The following is a 17883-nucleotide window of genomic DNA, read 5'->3' on the forward strand; positions in this document are numbered from 1 at the left end:
AACTTTTAAGTCACTTTCGACATATGTGGGCAAATATGCGCTTCACAAGCTTGCGATTGTTCTAATTGCCTTCGCAGGCGTTGGGTTTGGGGCGCGTGCACAGGCAGAACCGATGCAACTTGTGGCGTTAGGCGACAGTTTGACCCAAGGATACGGGCTTAATCCGGCCCAGGGGCTGGTGCCACAGCTTCAAGCCTGGCTGGATGCACATGACGCAGATGTGACAATCGTAAATGCCGGAGTGTCGGGCGATACCACCGCAGGCGGGCTCTCGCGTCTGGATTGGTCGCTGAGTAATGACACCGATGCGGTGATGGTTGCGCTTGGCGGCAATGACGTTTTGCGTGGCCTGCCCCCGGCCCAATCACGCGCCAATCTGACCAAGATCTTGGATCAGATCACGGCACGCGAGCTGCCTGTTCTGCTGGCCGGGATTCCGGTCCCTGAGAATTACGGCCCCGAATACCGCGCCGAGTTTTTGGCGATTTATCCCGAATTGGCCGCACAATATGATGCGGTTCTGGTGCCCAACCTATTGGCGCCGGTGATGGCGCGCCCGCAAGATCAGGCGCAACTGGTCCAAGACGATGGCATACATCCCAGCGCGGATGGCGTCGCCCTGATTGTCGAGGATTTGGGGCCAAAGGTGCTGCAGCTATTGTCGCGTGTCGACCAACCGTGAGTCACATGCTGGAACCGCAGTCACTAAGGGCGCCGCGCTTAGGCCAGCGCGGTGCTTTGGCGATCCACGCTCCACAGTGATACACAGGCCAGAACGGCGACGCTGGCCCCCAATATAGCGACGACACCATAGCCCGCGAAACCTGCGCCTATGGCAAAAATAGCCGCAGCCACCGTATCACCGATCAACGTCTGCAAGGATAATAACGACGCCCCTGCGCCCGGTCGCGTGCCCAGCAGATCTTGCAGATAGGCCATCGGCTGGGTCAAGATCACCGCCCCGCCTGCGGCTGCCAAAATCGTCAGCGCCCAGACCCAATCTGTTGCCGCCAATATTGGCAGCAGTGCCAGATGCAACGCATATAAGATCGTGCCACATAAGATCAGCGTCATCCGCGACAGCTGCGCCGCCACCACGGGCAGCGCCAGCATCAAGGGCACCTCTAGCCCTGCGATCACCCCGGCATAAATCGCAACATCACTGGCCCCGCGATTGGGCAGGTGCAAAAAGACCAAGCCAACCAAAACCATATACAGCACAATCGTGCTGTTGATCGCGCCCAGAGCGATAACCCGACCGATGATCCGGCGATCCGCCATCTCTGCCAGCGCATCGCGAAATTTCAGGCCCGATTTCGGATCTGGCCAGCGCGTCGCCCCGTCGCGCGGCCAAAAAGCAATGACCAGCAAAAACATCGTCCCCGAAATGGCAAGGCAGATCGGGAAGATCACCATTTGATCGGCACCGCGTTCAAAAACCACTGACCAGATTGGCAAGACAACAACCCAAGGCAATGCGAACAGCGCCCGCAATGTGGTCTGGATCGTGCCACGTTCGGCCTGTGGTCGCAGCGACGCCGCTAACCGGCCTAAGGCGAACAACTGCCCAAACAATGAACTGGCCAAAGGCAGCAACAGCGCCTGCGACACAACAAAGGCTGCCGGCGATGGGATCAGCGCCACAATCGCATTGCCCAATGTCATCGCACCTGCGCAAAATAAAGCAATATCACGGCGCCGCCCACGCTGATCCGCCGCGATCCCAAACACGACAGAGCTGGACACAGCCACGACCGCCGCCGCCAGCAAAATAACCGAATAAGCCTGATCGCTGAGGTCGAACACCGCCACGGCCATGGCTGACATCTGCGGCAGCATGCTGGCCATATGCGCGCCAAACAGGATCAGTAACCCCGCCGCCAGCCCAAGGGCCGGATCCCGAAAAATCGGTTGAAATGGCGCAAACACTCGCATCACGGCCCCTCACTACACATATGTTCGTGGTGGCCCCAAGATCTTAACGAAGTGTTAATTGTTGGAACTTGCCGCTAGGGCAGCCAAGCGTTTATGGCAAAAGTTTTCCGGGGTTTAGGATGTTTTGCGGATCCAGCGCGGATTTGATCGCGGCCATCACCTGCAACGCGACCGGATCTTTGTATTTCCCCATAGAGGCACGCTTGGACAGTCCGACCCCATGTTCGGCGGAAAAGGTTCCACCCATCGCCACCGCCTCACGCGAGATTGCATCGCGGATCGGCTGCACCAGGGTCTCATCGCTGGGAAAGACAGTATAATGCAGATTGCCATCCCCCAAATGGCCGATCACCATCAACCGGGCCTTCGGATCCAACCGATCCAGAACGCCCCCCATGTGATCAAGCCAAGGCGAGATCTGATCCAGTGGCAAGGCCACATCCGTATCGACAATCGGCATTTCGTTCAGCGTGACTTCCGCCGCAGATTCGCGAATATGCCACAGCTTGGCCCGCTGTGCCTCGGACGAGGCCAAAACCGCATCGACGATCTCACCAGCCTCCATCGGGCCTTCCAACAGGTCTTCCAAACGCGCCTGCGGATCATCGCCGGGCACCGTAGTGGCGATTTCCAACAAAATATTGACCTTTTGCGGTGTGATCGGACAGCTTAGATCTGGCTTATATTTCGTCAATCGGGGCCAAAAGATATCGGGCAGATATTCAAATGCCTCAACGGCGCCCCCTGTCCCTTCTTGCAGCCGGTTCAACAGGCGTAAAGCCGCATCAAACCCGGTCATCCCCAACAAAGCCGTGGCACGCTCACGCGGCGCAGGCACCAGCTTTAGCACCGCAGCCGTGATAATCCCCAATGTGCCCTCAGCACCGATCATCAGATTGCGCAGATCATAGCCGGTGTTGTCCTTATGTAGCGCGGTCATCAGATTCATCACCCGGCCATCCGCCAGCACAACCTCTAGCCCCAGGCACAAGGCGCGTGCATTGCCATAGCGCACCACATTGGACCCTCCGGCGTTGGTGGACAAAAATCCCCCCACCTGCGCAGAGCCTTTTGCCCCAAAAGACAGCGGGAACATCAGACCATGTTCCGCCACCGCCGCGTGCAAGGTTTCCAAAATCACCCCGGCTTCCACCGCGACAGTGCGGGCCGCAGGGTTGATCTGCGTGATCTTGTTCAGCCGCGACAATGACAGCATCAACCGGCCCTGGGCCTCATGCCCGCCATTCAAGCCAGTCCCACCAGATACAGGGACAACCGGTGTTCCCGTCCGGCTGGCAAGCGCCATAATGGCCGACACATCCTCCACCGATCCCGGGCGCAACACCGCCAGCGGCTGCCAGCGATAATGACCCGTAAAATCTGCCCCATAAGACGCCGCATCCGCCCCGGTCAAAACATGGGCCGCGCCGATAAGGCTGCGCAACTGATCCAAAATATCGGTCATCACATCACTTTCACCACAGCGCCCAAACCCATCCGCGGCAGGTCAGTCACGCCAGTCAAAAAAATCATCACTGGCACGTGCCAACAGCCGCTCGGCAATCGCCTCACCCAGGGCTGAGGCTTGGGCGACAGGTGCATGGCCCTCATCAAACAAGGCCTCAGATCCATCGGGGCGCAAAATCTGTCCGCGCATCCAGATCTGGTCGCCTTGCAAGATCGCAAGCCCCGCAATCGGTGTCTGACATGACCCGTCCAATCGCGCCAAAAATGCCCGTTCACATGCCAGCCGATCCCCGGTCGGTCCATGATGCAGCGGCACCAAAAGGGCAGCAACCACGCTGTCGTCACTGCGCCGTTCGATACCAATCGCCCCCTGCGCAACCGCCGGAAGCATCTCTTCGGGTTCAATCGCCCCACGCGCAAGATGATCCATACCCAAACGATTTAAACCGGCCATCGCCAAGAACGTCGCCTGTGCCACGCCATCTTGCAGCTTTTGCATGCGCGTTTGAACATTGCCACGGAATTCGACCATCTTCAGATCCGGTCGACGATGCGCCAATTGCGCGCGCCGGCGCAGGCTGGAGGAGCCCACAACCGCCCCATCAGCCAAATCCACAATTCCGTCGCATTCCAGCGACACGAACGCATCACGCACATCTTCACGCGGCAAATAACAATCCAGCACCAAACCATCCGGCTGCGCGACCGGCATATCCTTCATCGAATGAACTGCAATATCAATGCGTCCCTCCAAAAGGGCCTCTTCGATCTCTTTGGTGAATAACCCTTTGCCGCCCAATGTTTTCAGGGCAACATCTGCTGCAATCAACGCGCGATCATCACCTGTGGTCTTGATCACAACCACTTCAAACGCCTCAATCGGCAAGCCATGCGCCGCCATCAGCCGGTTGCGGGTTTCATGCGCCTGCGCAAGCGCCAGCGGCGAGCCGCGCGTGCCAATTTTCAGGGGCGATTGGGCGGAGGGCATATCAGCAAAAACCTGTGTCATACACCCAGCCTTAGCTGCGTCAGAAGGGCGGTGCAAGCGCAAGACGCCCCTCACCTCTGGCCAATATGTCGCAATTCTTCGACCTTGGAATGCTTGACATTATGCCCCCGCACGCAAAGTAAAGCGCATCCACAGGAGACAGACATGAGCGACAAGACGATCCTGCGCGCCCTTCGCGGCGAAACCCTGCCAACCCCGCCCATCTGGATGATGCGTCAGGCGGGACGGTATCTGCCCGAATATCGCGCCACCCGTGCCCAAGCGGGCGATTTTCTATCGCTGTGCTACAACCCTGAATTGGCCACCGAGGTCACGCTTCAGCCGATCCGCCGCTACGGGTTCGATGCAGCCATCCTCTTCGCAGATATCTTGTTGCTACCCCAGGCTCTTGGTGCCGATCTATGGTTTGTCACCGGCGAAGGCCCGCGACTGTCCACCATCACCGGACCGGACGGGATACGCGGTCTTAAAACCAAGGACGACATCCATGACCACCTTGCACCGATCTATGAAACGGTCAGCCGCCTTGCACAACAGCTACCCAAAACCACCACATTGATTGGCTTCGCAGGCGCCCCTTGGACCGTGGCAACCTATATGATCGCAGGCCGCGGCACACCGGATCAAGCCCCGGCACATCATCTTAAAGACACAGACCGCGCCACTTTCACGGCCCTGATCAACCTGATCACCGAGGCCACAATCGAATACCTGTCCAAACAGGTCGATGCCGGCGCCGAGGTCATCAAACTGTTTGACAGTTGGGCCGGCTCCCTTACTGGGCAAGATTTTGAAGATTTCGCCGTCGCCCCAACAAAAAAGATCATCGCCGCGCTCAAACACCGCCACCCCGGCCTGCCAATCATCGCCTTCCCGCGCGAAGCCTCAAATGGCTATATCAATTTTCACGCCAAAACCGGGGCAGATTGCGTCGCGCTGGACAATTCGATCAGCCCGGAATGGGGCGCCGCACATGTGCAAACCGCAGGCTGCGTGCAGGGCAATCTTGCGTCACGCCATATGGTCACCGGTGGCCAGGCCCTGATCGACGACACGCGCCACATCGTAGAAACCTTCCGCAACGGGCCGCATATCTTCAACCTCGGCCATGGTATCACCCCCGATGCCGATCCCGAAAACGTTCAACTGATGATCGACACCGTGCGCAACAGCTAAATGCGCCCGCCACCCGGCCCCTTTCATCTTGCGATAAATATCCCGGGGTGAATGGGGCCACTTTGGCCCCAAAGGGGCAGCGCCCCTAAATAACGGCCCATGCCTGAAACAGCTGCGTCAATACCATTTTGCAATGGGCGGCAGGCTCATTAAAACCGCATCCGCATTATGACCAGATTCCAGTCCAAATTTCGTGCCACGATCATATACTAAATTATATTCTGCATATAAGCCGCGATGGCGGAGCTGCACTTCGCGGTCCGCCTCACTCCATGACTGATCACGACGCCGCTGTGTCACCGGCACAAAGGCAGGTAAAAACGCCTCGCCGACCGCTTTGGTAAAGGCGAAATCCCGCTCCCACCCCCCGGTATTGAGATCATCGTAAAAGATCCCGCCCACGCCACGCGCTCGCCCACGATGCGGAATATAGAAATATTCATCTGCCCAGGCTTTGAACCGCGCATAATAGTCCCCGCTATGCGCGTCGCATGCGCCACGCAGCGCTGCGTGAAATGCCGCCGTATCCGCCTCATATTCGATACAGGGATTCAGATCCGCCCCCCCGCCGAACCACCATGTACCCGGCGTCCAAAACATCCGCGTGTTCATATGCACCGCAGGCGTATGGGGGTTTTGCATATGCGCCACCAAAGAAATACCCGAGGCCCAGAACCGCGGATCCGCTTCAATGCCCGGCACACCGCGCGCCGCCATCGCCTTTTGCGCAGGTGGCTGCAATTCCCCCCAAACCGTTGAGATATTCACCCCCACCTTCTCAAACACCCGGCCGTTGCGCATCACGCTCATCTTGCCGCCACCATGATCTTCCCCATCGGGACCCGTGCGGGCGGTCGGTGTGACCTCAAACCGTCCAGCGGGGCGATCTGAACAGGGGCCGGCCTGCTGCGTGTCTTCCAACTCCTCAAACGTGGCAACAATCTGATCGCGCAATTGCGAAAACCATGCGCTGGCCTGCGCCTTGCGCTGTGTGAAATCACTGTCAGGGGCGGAATTGGACATCGACGAGGTTCCTTTGGGTTGCGCAGGCGCGTCTTATCAGCCCTAACCCCATAACAGCAAGCCAGACCAAACGCTCAGGCCCCAACGAACGCAGGCCTAAACAAACGCAGGGCAGGCCCCCTTCCCCCCGTTCCGTTCCCACGTTACGATCACCATGACGGAGGATCCCATGCCGAAATTTTTGTTCATATTGCCGATGCTTGCCATCGTCGCGGCCTGCGGCACCCCGCAAGAGCGGTGTATCAACCGCTCCACCCGCGAATTGCGCACAATTGAACGTTTGTTGGACGAAGTTCAGGCGAATTTAGCCCGCGGCTATGCATGGGAAGAATATGAGGTCACGCGTCGTCGCTGGTCAACCTGCGCCGTGGAAGAAATCACTCATCCCGATGGCACGGTCGAGCGGCGCAAAAAACGCTGTCTGGAACGCTATACCGAGACCGAGCGCCGGCGCGTACCGATTGATCCAGCAGCCGAGATTCGCAAACGTGACGGGCTGATCGCCAAAAGCCAGCAATTGTCACAACAAGCGGCCGCAAATATCGCGGCGTGCAAAATGACCTATCCTGAAAGCGCCTGACGCGACGCAAAAGAAACCCTGGCCCAACACCGCTCAATCCGAAAATCATACGCGCGGCTGCAATCAATAGGCAGGGACCTGAACGCCATCCATAATCCCGCGCCCGCCATCAACCGTAACGATCTGCCCGGTGGTAAAACTTGCACCGGTTGACGCCAGGTATTGCACTGTCTCCACCAATTCGCTGGGCGATGCGATACGGCCCAAGGGCGTGCCGGCGATGATCGCTTCGCGCCAATCGTCATGTTCTGCCAGGGAATCCTGCAACGACCGGCTCATAACCGACGCGAAAGACACACCGTTCACCCGGATCCGATGCGGTGCCAGCGCCACGGCCAATCCGCGAATCGCCTGTTCTTGTGCGGCGCAAGAAATTGAATAGGCCAGTAGCTCAGGCTGCGAACGGCGCGCCGCAAGACTGGAGATATTGACGATCGAACCGATTTCACCATCCGTGCGCCCGTCTTTCTCTGCTTGGGAAATCATCCGCTTGGCAGTCATCTGGGTGATCCGCAGGCTGGATTTCAGATTCTGGCTTAGCATTGCATCCAACACATCTTCAGATGGGTCCAGCGGATCACAGGGCTGAAAGCTGCGTGTGGTGTTGACCAAAATATCGATACGGTCAAAGGCATCAATCGTTGCGGACAGCAGGTTCTTAACGGTCAGCTTCTGACACAGATCACCTGCGAAATACCGCGCCGGGCCATCGTCATTGGCCATATCGCCCAGCTCATCTTTCAACCGGGTTTCATCAATATCGGCCAAAACGACATTGGCACCGCGGTCCAGAAAATGCCGGGCAACCGCAAGGCCGATCCCATGCGCCGCACCTGTAACGATGGCAGTCTTGCCAGAAATGGAAAGAGACATATTCGCTCCGTAAACCGTGGACGTGAGTTGCTATTGCCAGAAAGATCAGCGACGCGCGCGTGAGGCTTTGCCCCGCCGTGCCGCGCCCTGTGCCGCCGTGCCGGAATTTTGTGCGATCGCCCGTGCGCTGGCACTGGCGGTCATGGGTTTTTCGGCACGCAACAGTTTGAACCGCCCGTTGCCGCCGATTTCTTCAACATGATGGAAATGCACTGCCAAGCTGTCCTCATAAGGAAGGTGCCGGTTGGCGACCATCCACAACTTACCCGACAGTGTCAGCATTTTTGCGGCCTGCGCAATAAAGGCCGCCCCCAATGATGGATCGCCCGCACGCCCGACATGAAACGGCGGGTTCATAATCACCGCCGATACGCGTTCGGTTGGTGTGTATTGTGTGGCATCCGCCCAAGTAAACCTGGCCCTTGGGTCGGTGATATTGGCCTGCGCACAATCCAATGCAGCGCGGTCGGCTTCGATCAGCTCCAGCGACTCAACGCCCTGCTTGGCCAAAATTTGCGCGGACAGCCAGCCCCAGCCGGCACCCAGATCCACAATCCGCGCAGGAAGTTTATCCGGCAAGGCCTGCGCCAACAGCGCCGAACCCTCGTCTATTTTTTCCGCCGAGAACACGCCGGGCACGGTCAAAAACCCCGGGGCGGGCGTCAAACGCGGCACAACCCAATCGACCAGCAGCTGCGGTGCCGCGGCAAAATAAGCGATCTTTCCATGGGCTTTGGACAAGGGTGCGGACAAAGCAACCGCATCACGCAGGGATTTCAGAACTGAATCCACCCCGTCATGTTTGCCGCCATCAACATAGACCATACCGCCGGGCGTTACGCATGTCGCAGCAGCAGCAAGGCAATTGCGGATCTGCTGTTTTGATCGTGATAAAAACACCAGCGCCGCGCTGTAACCGTCTTGCGGATAAAACGAAACACTATAGCCCCGCGCCGTCAGCGCTGCGTGATCGGGCGCAAAGCCACAAATCACATCAAGCCGATCACGAGGCAGATCCCCCAGATCCGACCCGGCGTCAGCGCCAAACACCACGATCCGACCCTCTGGCGGCAAAGGAACGGTATCCAGCACAAGCGATAAACGCGGATGGGTCATGGCATCACCTTATGCAACACCGCCGGGGTCATTCCTTTTCCATCGTACATTGCAAAGGATGCTGGTGGCGGCGGGCAAAATCCATCACCTGCGCCACTTTGGTTTCGGCAACCTCATGCGAGAAGACGCCGACAACCGCCAGACCCTTTTTATGCACGGTCAGCATGATCTCAAAGCTTTGCGCATGTGTCATTCCAAAGAACCGCTCCAGAATATGCACGACGAATTCCATCGGCGTGTAATCATCATTCAGCAGCAGAACCTTATACATGGGCGGACGCTGGGTCTTGGGACGTGTTTTCGTCGCCAGACCGGCATCGCCGTCATGGTTGTCACCATTTTTGTCGCCGTCATCGGCCATCATATATACAGGCTCGCGCACGCGCATAATCTCGTTTGAATCGCTGATGTTCATCTGGCGGAATATAGGGGTATCCTCAGATATGAAAACCCTTTCACATAGCGGAATCCACAGCCAGTTTGCCACCAATGGGTTAAAGAGGATGAAAACATGGAGAAACTTACCGCTCTGGGCTTCGATGCAGATGATACCTTATAGCACAATGAGCGCTTCTTTCATCTGACTCAGGCCCGATTTCACGACCTGATGGCACCGCATGCCGATCCCGAACACCTGTCCAGCCGTCTTCTTGCCGCCGAGCGACGCAATATCGCGCATTACGGTTTTGGCGTGAAGGGCTTTACCCTGTCCCTGATCGAAACTGCCCTGGAGGTGTCCAACAACACCGTCCCAGGATCGGTCATCCGCGACATCATAGCGGCTGGGCGCGAAATGCTGGCCCATCCGGTCGATTTGCTGCCCCATGCCCGCAGCGTGATCGAGACCCTGTCGCGCGATTTCCACATTATTTTGGTGACCAAAGGCGATCTTCTGGACCAAGAGCGCAAGCTGGCGCAATCGGGTCTGGGTGATCTGTTCGATGCCGTCGAGATCGTGTCCGATAAAACCGAGGCCACCTATCGCTCGGTTTTCAACCGCCATGCGGATGGCGCTACGATGGGCGCGATGATCGGCAATTCGATGCGCTCTGACGTGTTGCCGATGATCGCGGCGGGGGGCTGGGGGATCTATGTCCCGCATGAGCTGACATGGGGCTATGAACTTGCCGAACACCCTGAAAACCACACACGATTCGCGGAAATCGACTCATTGGCCGATTTGCCGGATTTGGTCGCAAAAATATCCGAACCAATCACATAACGCCCGCCCTTGATCTGCCGCAACGTCAGCCATCACTTGCCGTAACGGCAGCGTTACATAAGGTTACAGGCCAAGCCCGCCTATAGGTCGCGGATCGGGCGAAACGCCGCCACTACATCTTGCGGTATTGCATGAATGTCGCAGCGAATGTCTTTGAAATTCCGCCATTTTCACGGATGAAGGGCCGTGTTAACGTGATCTTCATAAGCTCCGACTGTCAAAAAAAATGCGGAGCACCTGAGGCAGATTAAGGACAAGAACCGTGACCACGCTTTCATGCTGGGTCCGATCCGGGCTATTCGCAGTAATGCTCATGTGCGCGCCGATTCTAGCGGCCGCTGCGCCCTATGCGGCGCTCGTCATGGACATGCGCACCGGTGAGGTCCTTTATTCCAAGAACGAAGACACCCGATTGCATCCGGCGTCTTTGACCAAAATGATGACGTTGTACATCGCTTTTCAGGCGATTGAGCATGGCGAAATCAGTCTGGATTCGGTTGTTACCGTTTCGGCCAATGCGGCGTCAAAGCCGCCATCGCGGCTGGGGCTGAAAACCGGACAAAAAATTAAGCTGCGCTACCTGATCCGTGGCGCTGCGTTAAAATCGGGCAATGATGCGGCCTCGGCCATCGGCGATGCGTTGGGCGGCAGTGAAGCCGGCTTTGCCGCGCGGATGAACGCGACTGCCAAGGCTTTGGGCATGAAGAACTCCACGTTCCGCAATGCCAACGGGCTGACCACACAGGGCCATATGTCGACCGCCCGTGATATGACCTTGTTGGGCCGGCACCTGTTCTATGATTTTCCGCAATATTATAACCTGTTCTCGCGTCGCTCTGCCGATGCTGGGATCAAGACTGTCTACTCCACCAACCGCCGTTTTCTGGATGCCTATGAGGGCGCGGATGGGATTAAGACCGGCTATACCTCGGCGGCAGGGTTCAACCTGACAGCCTCGGCTAAGCGCGGTTCCAAGCGGATCATTGCAACCGTGTTTGGTGGCACATCCACGGCACAGCGGAACGCGAAAATGGCCGAGCTGATGGACCTGGGCTTTAAGCGTGCGCCAGACCGTGCACGGGTGCAAAAACCGGCCGAACCGGGTTTGATCGCGGTTGCGCCGCAATCGGGATCTGTGGCACGCGTAGCTGCGGTGAAATCCAGCCCACGCCCCCTGCCCCGCCCTGGTATCGCCACTCATGATGCGGATGCGATCCAACTGGCGTTGCAGGCCGCACAGGCCGCCCCAATTGCGCCGGTTCAGACGGCAGCTGCCGTGGCCGAAAGCCTGACCCCATTGGCCGAGGTTGCCGAAGAGGCCGTCGAATTGGCCAGCACGGTTGCAAGCAATGCGCTGGACAGCAGCCCGCGTCCACTGCGCGCCCCAAATCGTGCATCCTCGATCCGCGTGGCCGCTGTAACCCCTGCCCCACAGCCTGAGGAAGAATCCAGCACCATCGAGATCGCACAAGGTGAGCCTGACGAGTCCATCTTCGACGATGCTGTAGCCGAAGGCGATGCGCCCTCTGACGGGCCGATTTTTGCGCAATCCTCTACCGTTCAACCAGAAACATTGGCGATGCTGGAACGCACGAAACCCTCCGACACGATGATTTTAGCGGCGCTGAACCCGCCTGCGGCGGCGCCTTCGCAAAAGCCACGCGTTGTGGCGCGTGGGTCCAGCTCGGGTGGCCGTAACTGGAGCATAACCCTGGGTCTGCACAATTCGGAATTTCATGCACAGCAGGCGCTGTTAAAAACCGCATTGATGGAGTCGGAAACCCTGGGCGATGCCTTGCGCAAAGTGGCCAAGCGCACCCGCGGCTATGAGGCGAACTTTGTCGGTCTGACACAGGATATGGCATCGCTAGCCTGTGCGCGTCTTGCCGCGCGCGACATGAACTGCGCTGTGGTCGGGCCCTAAGCCAAGCGCCCTGCTTTGACCTAGTCCAATATATGAGAGAAAGTATGCGCCCCGGTTGAAATTCCGGGGCGCATGCGCGCTTTTTTAGGCGGGACATGCGTTACGGCTTTGGATGATTGTCGTAATCAGAGGATAAGATCCGTTGCGCATCACCTTGCGGATCCTCATATTGGCGCGCCCGCAGGGCCCAGAAAAACGCCGCAAGCCCCGCACCGCCCAACAGCAGTGATACTGGAATAAGATAGCTCAGGATCGCCATTATTTTCCCTTTATCGCCCCGATTTCAGGCGCAGCGCATTCAGTGATACCGATATGGATGATGCCGACATCGCCAATGCCGCCCCAAGCGGCGTGGCAAGTCCCGCCAATGCAACCGGCACAGCTATCATATTATAACCCGCTGCAATCGCAAAATTTTGCTTAATCCGGCGGCGGGCCGAACGCGCGACATGCAGCGCCTGAACCACCGGCATCAAGGACGCACCCATCAATACAATATCGGAGGCCGCGCGCGCCGCATCCAAGGCCGAAGCCGGTGAAATCGAAACATAGGCTGTGCTAAGGGCGACGGTATCGTTCAACCCATCGCCCACCATCAGCACATGCGCCCCGTTTGCGGTCGCATTGGCAATGACCCGTGCTTTATCTTCGGGGCGCGCGGCACCATGCCACTGGGCAATCCCCAATTTCTGCGCCAGATCCTGCACTGTCGCCGGGGCATCACCTGACACCAACAGCACATGAATACCCTGATTGATCAGCGCCGAGACGACCTCGGCTGCACCCTCACGCAGCTGGTCGGTGCAGCGGATCACATGGCACGCTTGCCCGACGCGCAGATAGGTTGCCGTCGCAGCCACGCTGTCACAACCGACCCATTGCGCCCGGCCCAAGCGCACCGGCTGGCCCTGATAAGTGGCGGCAATACCATCGCCGGCGATCTCATGCAGATTTTCCAAGAGGGCGGGCACCACGCCAAGCGCGCTGGCACCCGATGCAACAGCGCGGGCCAGAGGATGCGCCGAGCCTTGCGCCAAGGCCGCCGCCACCGAAAGGGCGCGCGGATCAAGCTTGGGCAGATCCACGGGCTGCGGCTCACCCAGTGTCAGCGTCCCGGTTTTATCGAAGACCACGGTATCCACCTGCGCCAAACGTTCCAGCGCGGTGCCGCTTTTGATCAACATCCCACGGCGGAACAATCGCCCAGAGGCCGATGTCACCACCGCCGGAACCGCCAGCCCCAAGGCACAGGGGCATGTAATGATCAACACCGCAGACGCCACATTCAGCGACAGGCGCATATCGCGGCTGAACCACAGCCACACCGCAAAGCTGGATAGGGCCAGAAGATGCACGATCGGGGCATAGGCCCGCGCCGCCCGCTCTGCCAAGGATGTGTATTTCGACCGCGCCGATTCCGCATGCGCCACCAGATCAGCCATACGGTGTAACGCGCTGTCGCGCCCCGCAGCGGTCACGCGCAGTTGCATCGGCCCGGTCAGGTTCACCTCTCCCGCGCATAGGCTGTCACCGGGGCCGACCGTAACCGGCAAGGTCTCACCGCTGAGGACAGAGCGATCCATCTCTGAGCGGCCCGTTTCAATGACAGCATCCGCAGGCACCCGCGCGCCCGGGCGCAATCGCAACCGATCCCCCGGGCACAAATCGGCCACGGGGATATCTTCTTCTGCACCGTCATCACGCAACCGGGTGGCCCGCGCCACCTCCAGCGCGGCAAGCTCCTGTGCAGCCGAACGCGCCACGGCACGGGTGCGGAAATCCAGATATCGCCCCACCAGCAGGAAAAAGGTCAGCATCACCGCCGCATCGAAATAGGCATGATGCCCAGCCTGTGTTGTTTCATAAAACGACATTCCCGTGGCCAAAATGATCGCCAGCGAAATTGGCACATCCATCCCCAGACGCCGCGCACGCAAGGCACCCAGGGCCGAGGCGAAAAAGGGCCGGGCTGCAAAAATCACTGTGGGCAGGGCAATGGCCGCCGAGATCCAGTGGAACAGATCGCGCGTGGCATGATCGGCCCCCGACCAAACCGCAACCGACAAGAGCATGATATTCATCATCGCAAAGCCCGACACGCCAATTCGCATCAGTAAGTCGCGCCCGGCCTTGTCAGTTTGGGTAAGGGACAGCACCGTCTGATCCAGCTCATGCGCCTCATATCCGATCTGCGCCAGGCAGGTGATCAGCTCTGTCGCCGTCACGGTAGGCTCTGCCACGACACTGACCCGTTTCAACGTCAAATTCACCCGGGCAGAGCGCACACCGCGATGATGGCTCAGGGCACGTTCCACATCCGAGATACAGATGGCACAATGAATCGCGGGCAACGACAGCAACAGGCCGCCCCTCGCGGCCTGCTGCGCCACGGCGCATGCAGCAGGGGCGGCAGCACAGGCGGGACATGCTGAAACGGGCAAGTGCATATCAGCTGCAACATCGACCATCTCCTTAACCTTTCACAAACATATCAATACGTTGTCGAAATTGAGTGCCGTCTTTCGCTGTGGCATTCAGATGCACAAGCCACGCGCCGGGCGTCAATGTGATCGGCGCGCTATACACGCCGCCCTGATTGGAGAACTGCGGCCTGCGATCGGCACCGGCATAGGTTTTGCGCCCCACCAGCGCGGACAAATCAGCAATCGGCGCTGGCAGCCCCTGGGCATCGCGGATGACAAAGGACAGCTCTCCATTGTGGTAGCGGGGCTCAACATGCCAGCCCAGTGCCAGCTGCGCGGCGCGTGCAGCATTGAATTTTTGCGATGCGATATACGAATTTTGCACCTCTAGCCCCGGAAAGGTCGACACGGCTTGATAGGCCATCACAAGATTCACCCCGATGATCACACCAAAGGCCGCGATCATCGCACCCAGAACATGTTTTCCTGTAAGCTCTCGCATCAATTTTCTCCTTGCGCGTCATCGCGTCCTAAACCGTTGAAAACCGTATCGCTGGAAACACGTTCGGTGCCCTGCGCATCGCGGATCCAAATCCGCACAGTGCTTCGATCGTGATTGGCCAGATCAGAGCCCGCCGGGGCCTCCACATACAGCCGTTGGGTCAATGTCTCATCCGCGGGTATATGCGCTTGGGCTTGGGCCGCACCCTCTAGCGACACCGGCAATGTCTGCCCGTCCTCGTCTTGCACAGAGATGATGAACACCGCCGCTTGCGGCTGTTTGTTGCGCAGCCGAAGCGTGTAGATGTTGCGAACCGCCCCGTCTGGCTGCATCACATACAGCGGGTCACGGTTGGGGGTGACATTGAATTCAATCGCCGGGCGTAAGAATAATGCGACCACCAACGCGATCCCGATCCCGGCCCAAAGCGCAAAATACATCAGCGTGCGCGGGCGCAGAATATGGCGTAACGGGGGTGTCGGGGCCTGACCCAAACGCTCTGCCGTTTCATCTTTCAACGCCAAATAACCGATCAGATCGCGCGGCGCACCGATCTTGTCCATCACATCATTGCACGCATCGATGCACAGGCCACAGGTGATACATTCCATCTGCTGGCCATCGCGAATATCGATCCCCATCGGGCACACATTCACACAGGCATAGCAGTCGATGCAGTCCCCCTGTGCGGTGGTCAGCTTTTTCCCTTTCGCCCGCTTTCCACGGGTTTCTCCGCGCCAGTCGCGGTAGCCGATTGTCAGCGTGTCCTCGTCCATCATTGCAGCCTGAATACGCGGCCAGGGGCAGGCATAGATACAGATCTGTTCGCGCGCGAAACCGCCAAAGACAAAAGTGGTCAGCGTCAGCACCGCCATCGTGACATAGGCCACCGGATGCGCCTGCCCGGTCACAAGATCGCGGGCCAGCTGCGGCGCATCGGTAAAGTAGAACACCCACGCCCCCCCGGTCGCCAAGCCGATCAACAGCCACAAGGCCCATTTCGTTAAACGCTTACGCCATTTTTGCGCAGTCCAAGGTTGGCGCAGCAACCGTATGCGGGCATTCCTGTCGCCCTCCACCCAGCGTTCCACCAAAATAAACAGGTCCGTCCACACTGTTTGCGGGCAGGCATAGCCACACCACACACGTCCCATCGCGGAGGTAAATAAAAACAGCCCAAGCCCCGCCATGATCAGCAGACCCGCGACAAAGTAAAACTCATGCGGCCAGATCTCGATCATGAAAAAGAAAAAGCGCCGATGGGCCAGATCAACCAAGACCGCCTGATCGGGCAACTCCGGGCCACGATCCCAACGCAGCCAAGGCGTAAGATAGTAAATTCCCAGCATCAGCCCCATCAGATACCATTTCAGGCGGCGGAAATTCCCTTGGACGCGGCGCGGAAATATCGGCTCTCGCGGGGCATACAGCGGCGGCGGGGCGGATGGCTGGCTCACGATAAGTGTCTCCGGTGACGTCGTTTATGCCCCCTTCTTGCCTGAGCCTGCGTCATCGGGCTTTGACCTACGTCAAGAAAGGCAGTTTTGTGATGTAAGTTTATCCAGGCGTCCAACGGACGGTTGGGCTGCACGGCACCATCTGAACGTCATGCGACGAATGCTGTGGCACATTGCACCACCTAGGCCATGGACCGCTGTGCAAGATAGAAATGCACCGGTGCCCCAAGGATTGCGCGAACAGGACCAGGCACCGGTGCGATCCAACGGGCATGACTGCCCGCCAGAAACTTATTCGCCCCCGCCCAACGCGTGGACATAGGCTGCAACAGCGCGGATCTCGGCCTGAGACAAGCGGGTGTTCCAATTCGGCATCACACCAAATCGCGCATCATGCACAGTCTTGGTCAGCGTAGCGACATCACCGCCATACAGCCAAATCGCATCGGTCAGGTTCGGCGCCCCTTGTGCGCGGTCCCCTGTGCCATCCTCCATGTGACAGCTTGCACAATTATCAGCATATACAGCCGCACCCGGAGTGGCCAAATCCGCATCATAGCCCTGCCCCGACAACAGGCGAACATAATGCACAACCTGCGCAATCTGCGTATTGTCCAACAGATCATCGGTGCCAAAGGCCGGCATCTGGCTAAAGCGGGCCTCTTCGTCTGGATCATCCTCATTGCGGATGCCGTGGGTGATAGTGAAATGAATGTCATCCACCGTGCCACCCCATAGCCAATCACTGTCCAACAAGTTGGGATAACCCAGGCCCTGCTGCCCGCCCCCACCTGCACCGTGGCACTGTGCGCACCATGTCTGAAACACCGCACGTCCAGCATTCTGGGTATAGTTTACCAGCTCTGGATCATTAGGAACCGCTGCCAGATCGGTTTGCATCAGCCGGGCCTCAATGCCAGCATTGGCCGCATCATACCGGGCAATTTCTGCCGCAACATCCGCGCGGGTCGATTTGCCCAAAATTCCCGGCGTGGCACCGTTCAACAACGGCCACGCGGGCATCGCAATCGTATAGCCCAGCGCCCAGATGATCGAGGCATAGAAAGTCCACAACCACCAGCGCGGCAGCGGATTATTATATTCGGAAATACCGTCCCAAGAATGTCCGGTGGTCTGGACATCTGGCTGTTGGCTTTGTTTTGGTGTTTTGGTCAT

Annotated in this window: 17 protein-coding genes; 5 read left to right on the forward strand and 12 right to left on the reverse strand. The window is 58.4% G+C overall.

All coding sequences use genetic code 11. The features are described from left to right. Window positions 1–25 precede the first annotated feature (25 nt). Window positions 26–682, forward strand: coding sequence for an arylesterase (locus BFP70_RS03245; RefSeq protein ID WP_369820177.1), 657 nt, complete (start codon window positions 26–28; stop codon window positions 680–682). 38 nt (window positions 683–720) lie between these two features. Here BFP70_RS03245 and BFP70_RS03250 read toward each other — a convergent pair whose 3' ends face one another. The 3 genes from BFP70_RS03250 to hemC form a co-directional block, all read right to left on the reverse strand. Next, the gene (locus tag BFP70_RS03250; RefSeq protein WP_066009937.1) at window positions 721–1935 is read right to left on the reverse strand and encodes an MFS transporter; all 1215 of its coding nucleotides are present in this window, start codon (window positions 1933–1935) and stop codon (window positions 721–723) included. 91 nt (window positions 1936–2026) lie between these two features. Then, entirely contained in the window at window positions 2027–3400 is a 1374-nt protein-coding gene (locus BFP70_RS03255) for an FAD-binding oxidoreductase (protein WP_066009938.1), read from the reverse strand. Between the two features lie 42 nt (window positions 3401–3442). Beyond that, window positions 3443–4411 (reverse strand): hydroxymethylbilane synthase, encoded by a 969-nt coding sequence (hemC, locus tag BFP70_RS03260; RefSeq protein ID WP_066009939.1) that lies wholly within the window; start codon window positions 4409–4411, stop codon window positions 3443–3445. A 144-nt stretch (window positions 4412–4555) separates the two neighbouring features. On the opposite strand from hemC, the gene hemE reads away from it, so the two are divergent. After that, window positions 4556–5587: a uroporphyrinogen decarboxylase gene (hemE, locus tag BFP70_RS03265; RefSeq protein ID WP_066009940.1), complete on the forward strand. Its 1032-nt coding sequence runs from the start codon at window positions 4556–4558 to the stop codon at window positions 5585–5587. A 117-nt stretch (window positions 5588–5704) separates the two neighbouring features. On the opposite strand, the gene hemF is transcribed toward hemE, so the two are convergent. Beyond that, complete coding sequence (gene hemF / locus BFP70_RS03270) at window positions 5705–6610, reverse strand: oxygen-dependent coproporphyrinogen oxidase (RefSeq protein WP_066009941.1); 906 nt, start codon at window positions 6608–6610, stop codon at window positions 5705–5707. Window positions 6611–6779: 169 nt separating this feature from the next. Here hemF and BFP70_RS03275 point away from each other — a divergent pair, with 169 nt between their 5' ends. Beyond that, window positions 6780–7190, forward strand: coding sequence for a hypothetical protein (locus tag BFP70_RS03275; RefSeq protein ID WP_066009942.1), 411 nt, complete (start codon window positions 6780–6782; stop codon window positions 7188–7190). A gap of 63 nt (window positions 7191–7253) precedes the next feature. Here BFP70_RS03275 and BFP70_RS03280 read toward each other — a convergent pair whose 3' ends face one another. The 3 genes from BFP70_RS03280 to clpS are packed head-to-tail and all read right to left on the reverse strand — an operon-like array spanning window position 7254 to window position 9543. Then, entirely contained in the window at window positions 7254–8063 is an 810-nt protein-coding gene (locus BFP70_RS03280; protein WP_066009943.1) for an SDR family NAD(P)-dependent oxidoreductase, read from the reverse strand. A gap of 45 nt (window positions 8064–8108) precedes the next feature. Then, window positions 8109–9179, reverse strand: a complete 1071-nt coding sequence (locus BFP70_RS03285) for a class I SAM-dependent methyltransferase (RefSeq protein WP_066009944.1) — start codon at window positions 9177–9179, stop codon at window positions 8109–8111. Window positions 9180–9207: 28 nt separating this feature from the next. Further along, window positions 9208–9543 carry an ATP-dependent Clp protease adapter ClpS gene (gene clpS / locus BFP70_RS03290; RefSeq protein ID WP_369820181.1) on the reverse strand — a complete coding sequence of 112 codons (336 nt, stop codon included), beginning with the start codon at window positions 9541–9543 and terminating at the stop codon, window positions 9208–9210. A gap of 243 nt (window positions 9544–9786) precedes the next feature. On the opposite strand from clpS, the gene BFP70_RS03295 reads away from it, so the two are divergent. Further along, on the forward strand, window positions 9787–10401 hold the full coding sequence (locus tag BFP70_RS03295; RefSeq protein ID WP_369820178.1) for an HAD family hydrolase: 615 nt from the start codon (window positions 9787–9789) through the stop codon (window positions 10399–10401). A gap of 307 nt (window positions 10402–10708) precedes the next feature. Next, window positions 10709–12325: a D-alanyl-D-alanine carboxypeptidase family protein gene (locus tag BFP70_RS03300; protein WP_083217344.1), complete on the forward strand. Its 1617-nt coding sequence runs from the start codon at window positions 10709–10711 to the stop codon at window positions 12323–12325. Window positions 12326–12425: 100 nt separating this feature from the next. Here BFP70_RS03300 and ccoS read toward each other — a convergent pair whose 3' ends face one another. From ccoS to ccoP, 5 genes are all read right to left on the reverse strand, one after another. Beyond that, a complete protein-coding gene (ccoS, locus tag BFP70_RS03305) occupies window positions 12426–12584 on the reverse strand; it encodes a cbb3-type cytochrome oxidase assembly protein CcoS (protein WP_066009946.1) in 159 nt (52 codons plus the stop codon). A 10-nt stretch (window positions 12585–12594) separates the two neighbouring features. Then, complete coding sequence (locus BFP70_RS03310; protein WP_066009947.1) at window positions 12595–14793, reverse strand: heavy metal translocating P-type ATPase; 2199 nt, start codon at window positions 14791–14793, stop codon at window positions 12595–12597. Between the two features lie 4 nt (window positions 14794–14797). Next, window positions 14798–15250, reverse strand: coding sequence for a FixH family protein (locus tag BFP70_RS03315; protein ID WP_066009948.1), 453 nt, complete (start codon window positions 15248–15250; stop codon window positions 14798–14800). Continuing rightward, window positions 15250–16707, reverse strand: coding sequence for a cytochrome c oxidase accessory protein CcoG (gene ccoG / locus BFP70_RS03320; RefSeq protein ID WP_066009949.1), 1458 nt, complete (start codon window positions 16705–16707; stop codon window positions 15250–15252). Before ccoG ends, BFP70_RS03315 begins: the two co-directional genes overlap by 1 nt. A 291-nt stretch (window positions 16708–16998) precedes the next feature. Continuing rightward, the gene (ccoP, locus tag BFP70_RS03325) at window positions 16999–17883 is read right to left on the reverse strand and encodes a cytochrome-c oxidase, cbb3-type subunit III (protein ID WP_066009950.1); all 885 of its coding nucleotides are present in this window, start codon (window positions 17881–17883) and stop codon (window positions 16999–17001) included.

Source organism: Thioclava sp. SK-1 (assembly GCF_001705665.1).
Taxonomy (GTDB): Bacteria; Pseudomonadota; Alphaproteobacteria; order Rhodobacterales; family Rhodobacteraceae; genus Thioclava.

Bases quoted from the DNA above. Each gene is read 5' to 3' on its own strand.
- BFP70_RS03275 (WP_066009942.1), top strand. From the start codon at position 6,780: ATGCCGAAATTTTTGTTCATATTGCCGATGCTTGCCATCGTCGCGGCC.
- clpS (WP_369820181.1), bottom strand. From the start codon at position 9,543: ATGATGGCCGATGACGGCGACAAAAATGGTGACAACCATGACGGCGAT.
- BFP70_RS03255 (WP_066009938.1), bottom strand. From the start codon at position 3,400: ATGACCGATATTTTGGATCAGTTGCGCAGCCTTATCGGCGCGGCCCAT.
- hemC (WP_066009939.1), bottom strand. From the start codon at position 4,411: ATGACACAGGTTTTTGCTGATATGCCCTCCGCCCAATCGCCCCTGAAA.
- ccoS (WP_066009946.1), bottom strand. From the start codon at position 12,584: ATGGCGATCCTGAGCTATCTTATTCCAGTATCACTGCTGTTGGGCGGT.
- ccoP (WP_066009950.1), bottom strand. From the start codon at position 17,883: ATGACCAAAACACCAAAACAAAGCCAACAGCCAGATGTCCAGACCACC.
- BFP70_RS03295 (WP_369820178.1), top strand. From the start codon at position 9,787: ATGGCACCGCATGCCGATCCCGAACACCTGTCCAGCCGTCTTCTTGCC.
- hemE (WP_066009940.1), top strand. From the start codon at position 4,556: ATGAGCGACAAGACGATCCTGCGCGCCCTTCGCGGCGAAACCCTGCCA.
- hemF (WP_066009941.1), bottom strand. From the start codon at position 6,610: ATGTCCAATTCCGCCCCTGACAGTGATTTCACACAGCGCAAGGCGCAG.
- BFP70_RS03285 (WP_066009944.1), bottom strand. From the start codon at position 9,179: ATGACCCATCCGCGTTTATCGCTTGTGCTGGATACCGTTCCTTTGCCG.
- BFP70_RS03300 (WP_083217344.1), top strand. From the start codon at position 10,709: ATGCTCATGTGCGCGCCGATTCTAGCGGCCGCTGCGCCCTATGCGGCG.
- BFP70_RS03315 (WP_066009948.1), bottom strand. From the start codon at position 15,250: ATGCGAGAGCTTACAGGAAAACATGTTCTGGGTGCGATGATCGCGGCC.
- BFP70_RS03280 (WP_066009943.1), bottom strand. From the start codon at position 8,063: ATGTCTCTTTCCATTTCTGGCAAGACTGCCATCGTTACAGGTGCGGCG.
- BFP70_RS03310 (WP_066009947.1), bottom strand. From the start codon at position 14,793: ATGGTCGATGTTGCAGCTGATATGCACTTGCCCGTTTCAGCATGTCCC.
- BFP70_RS03250 (WP_066009937.1), bottom strand. From the start codon at position 1,935: ATGCGAGTGTTTGCGCCATTTCAACCGATTTTTCGGGATCCGGCCCTT.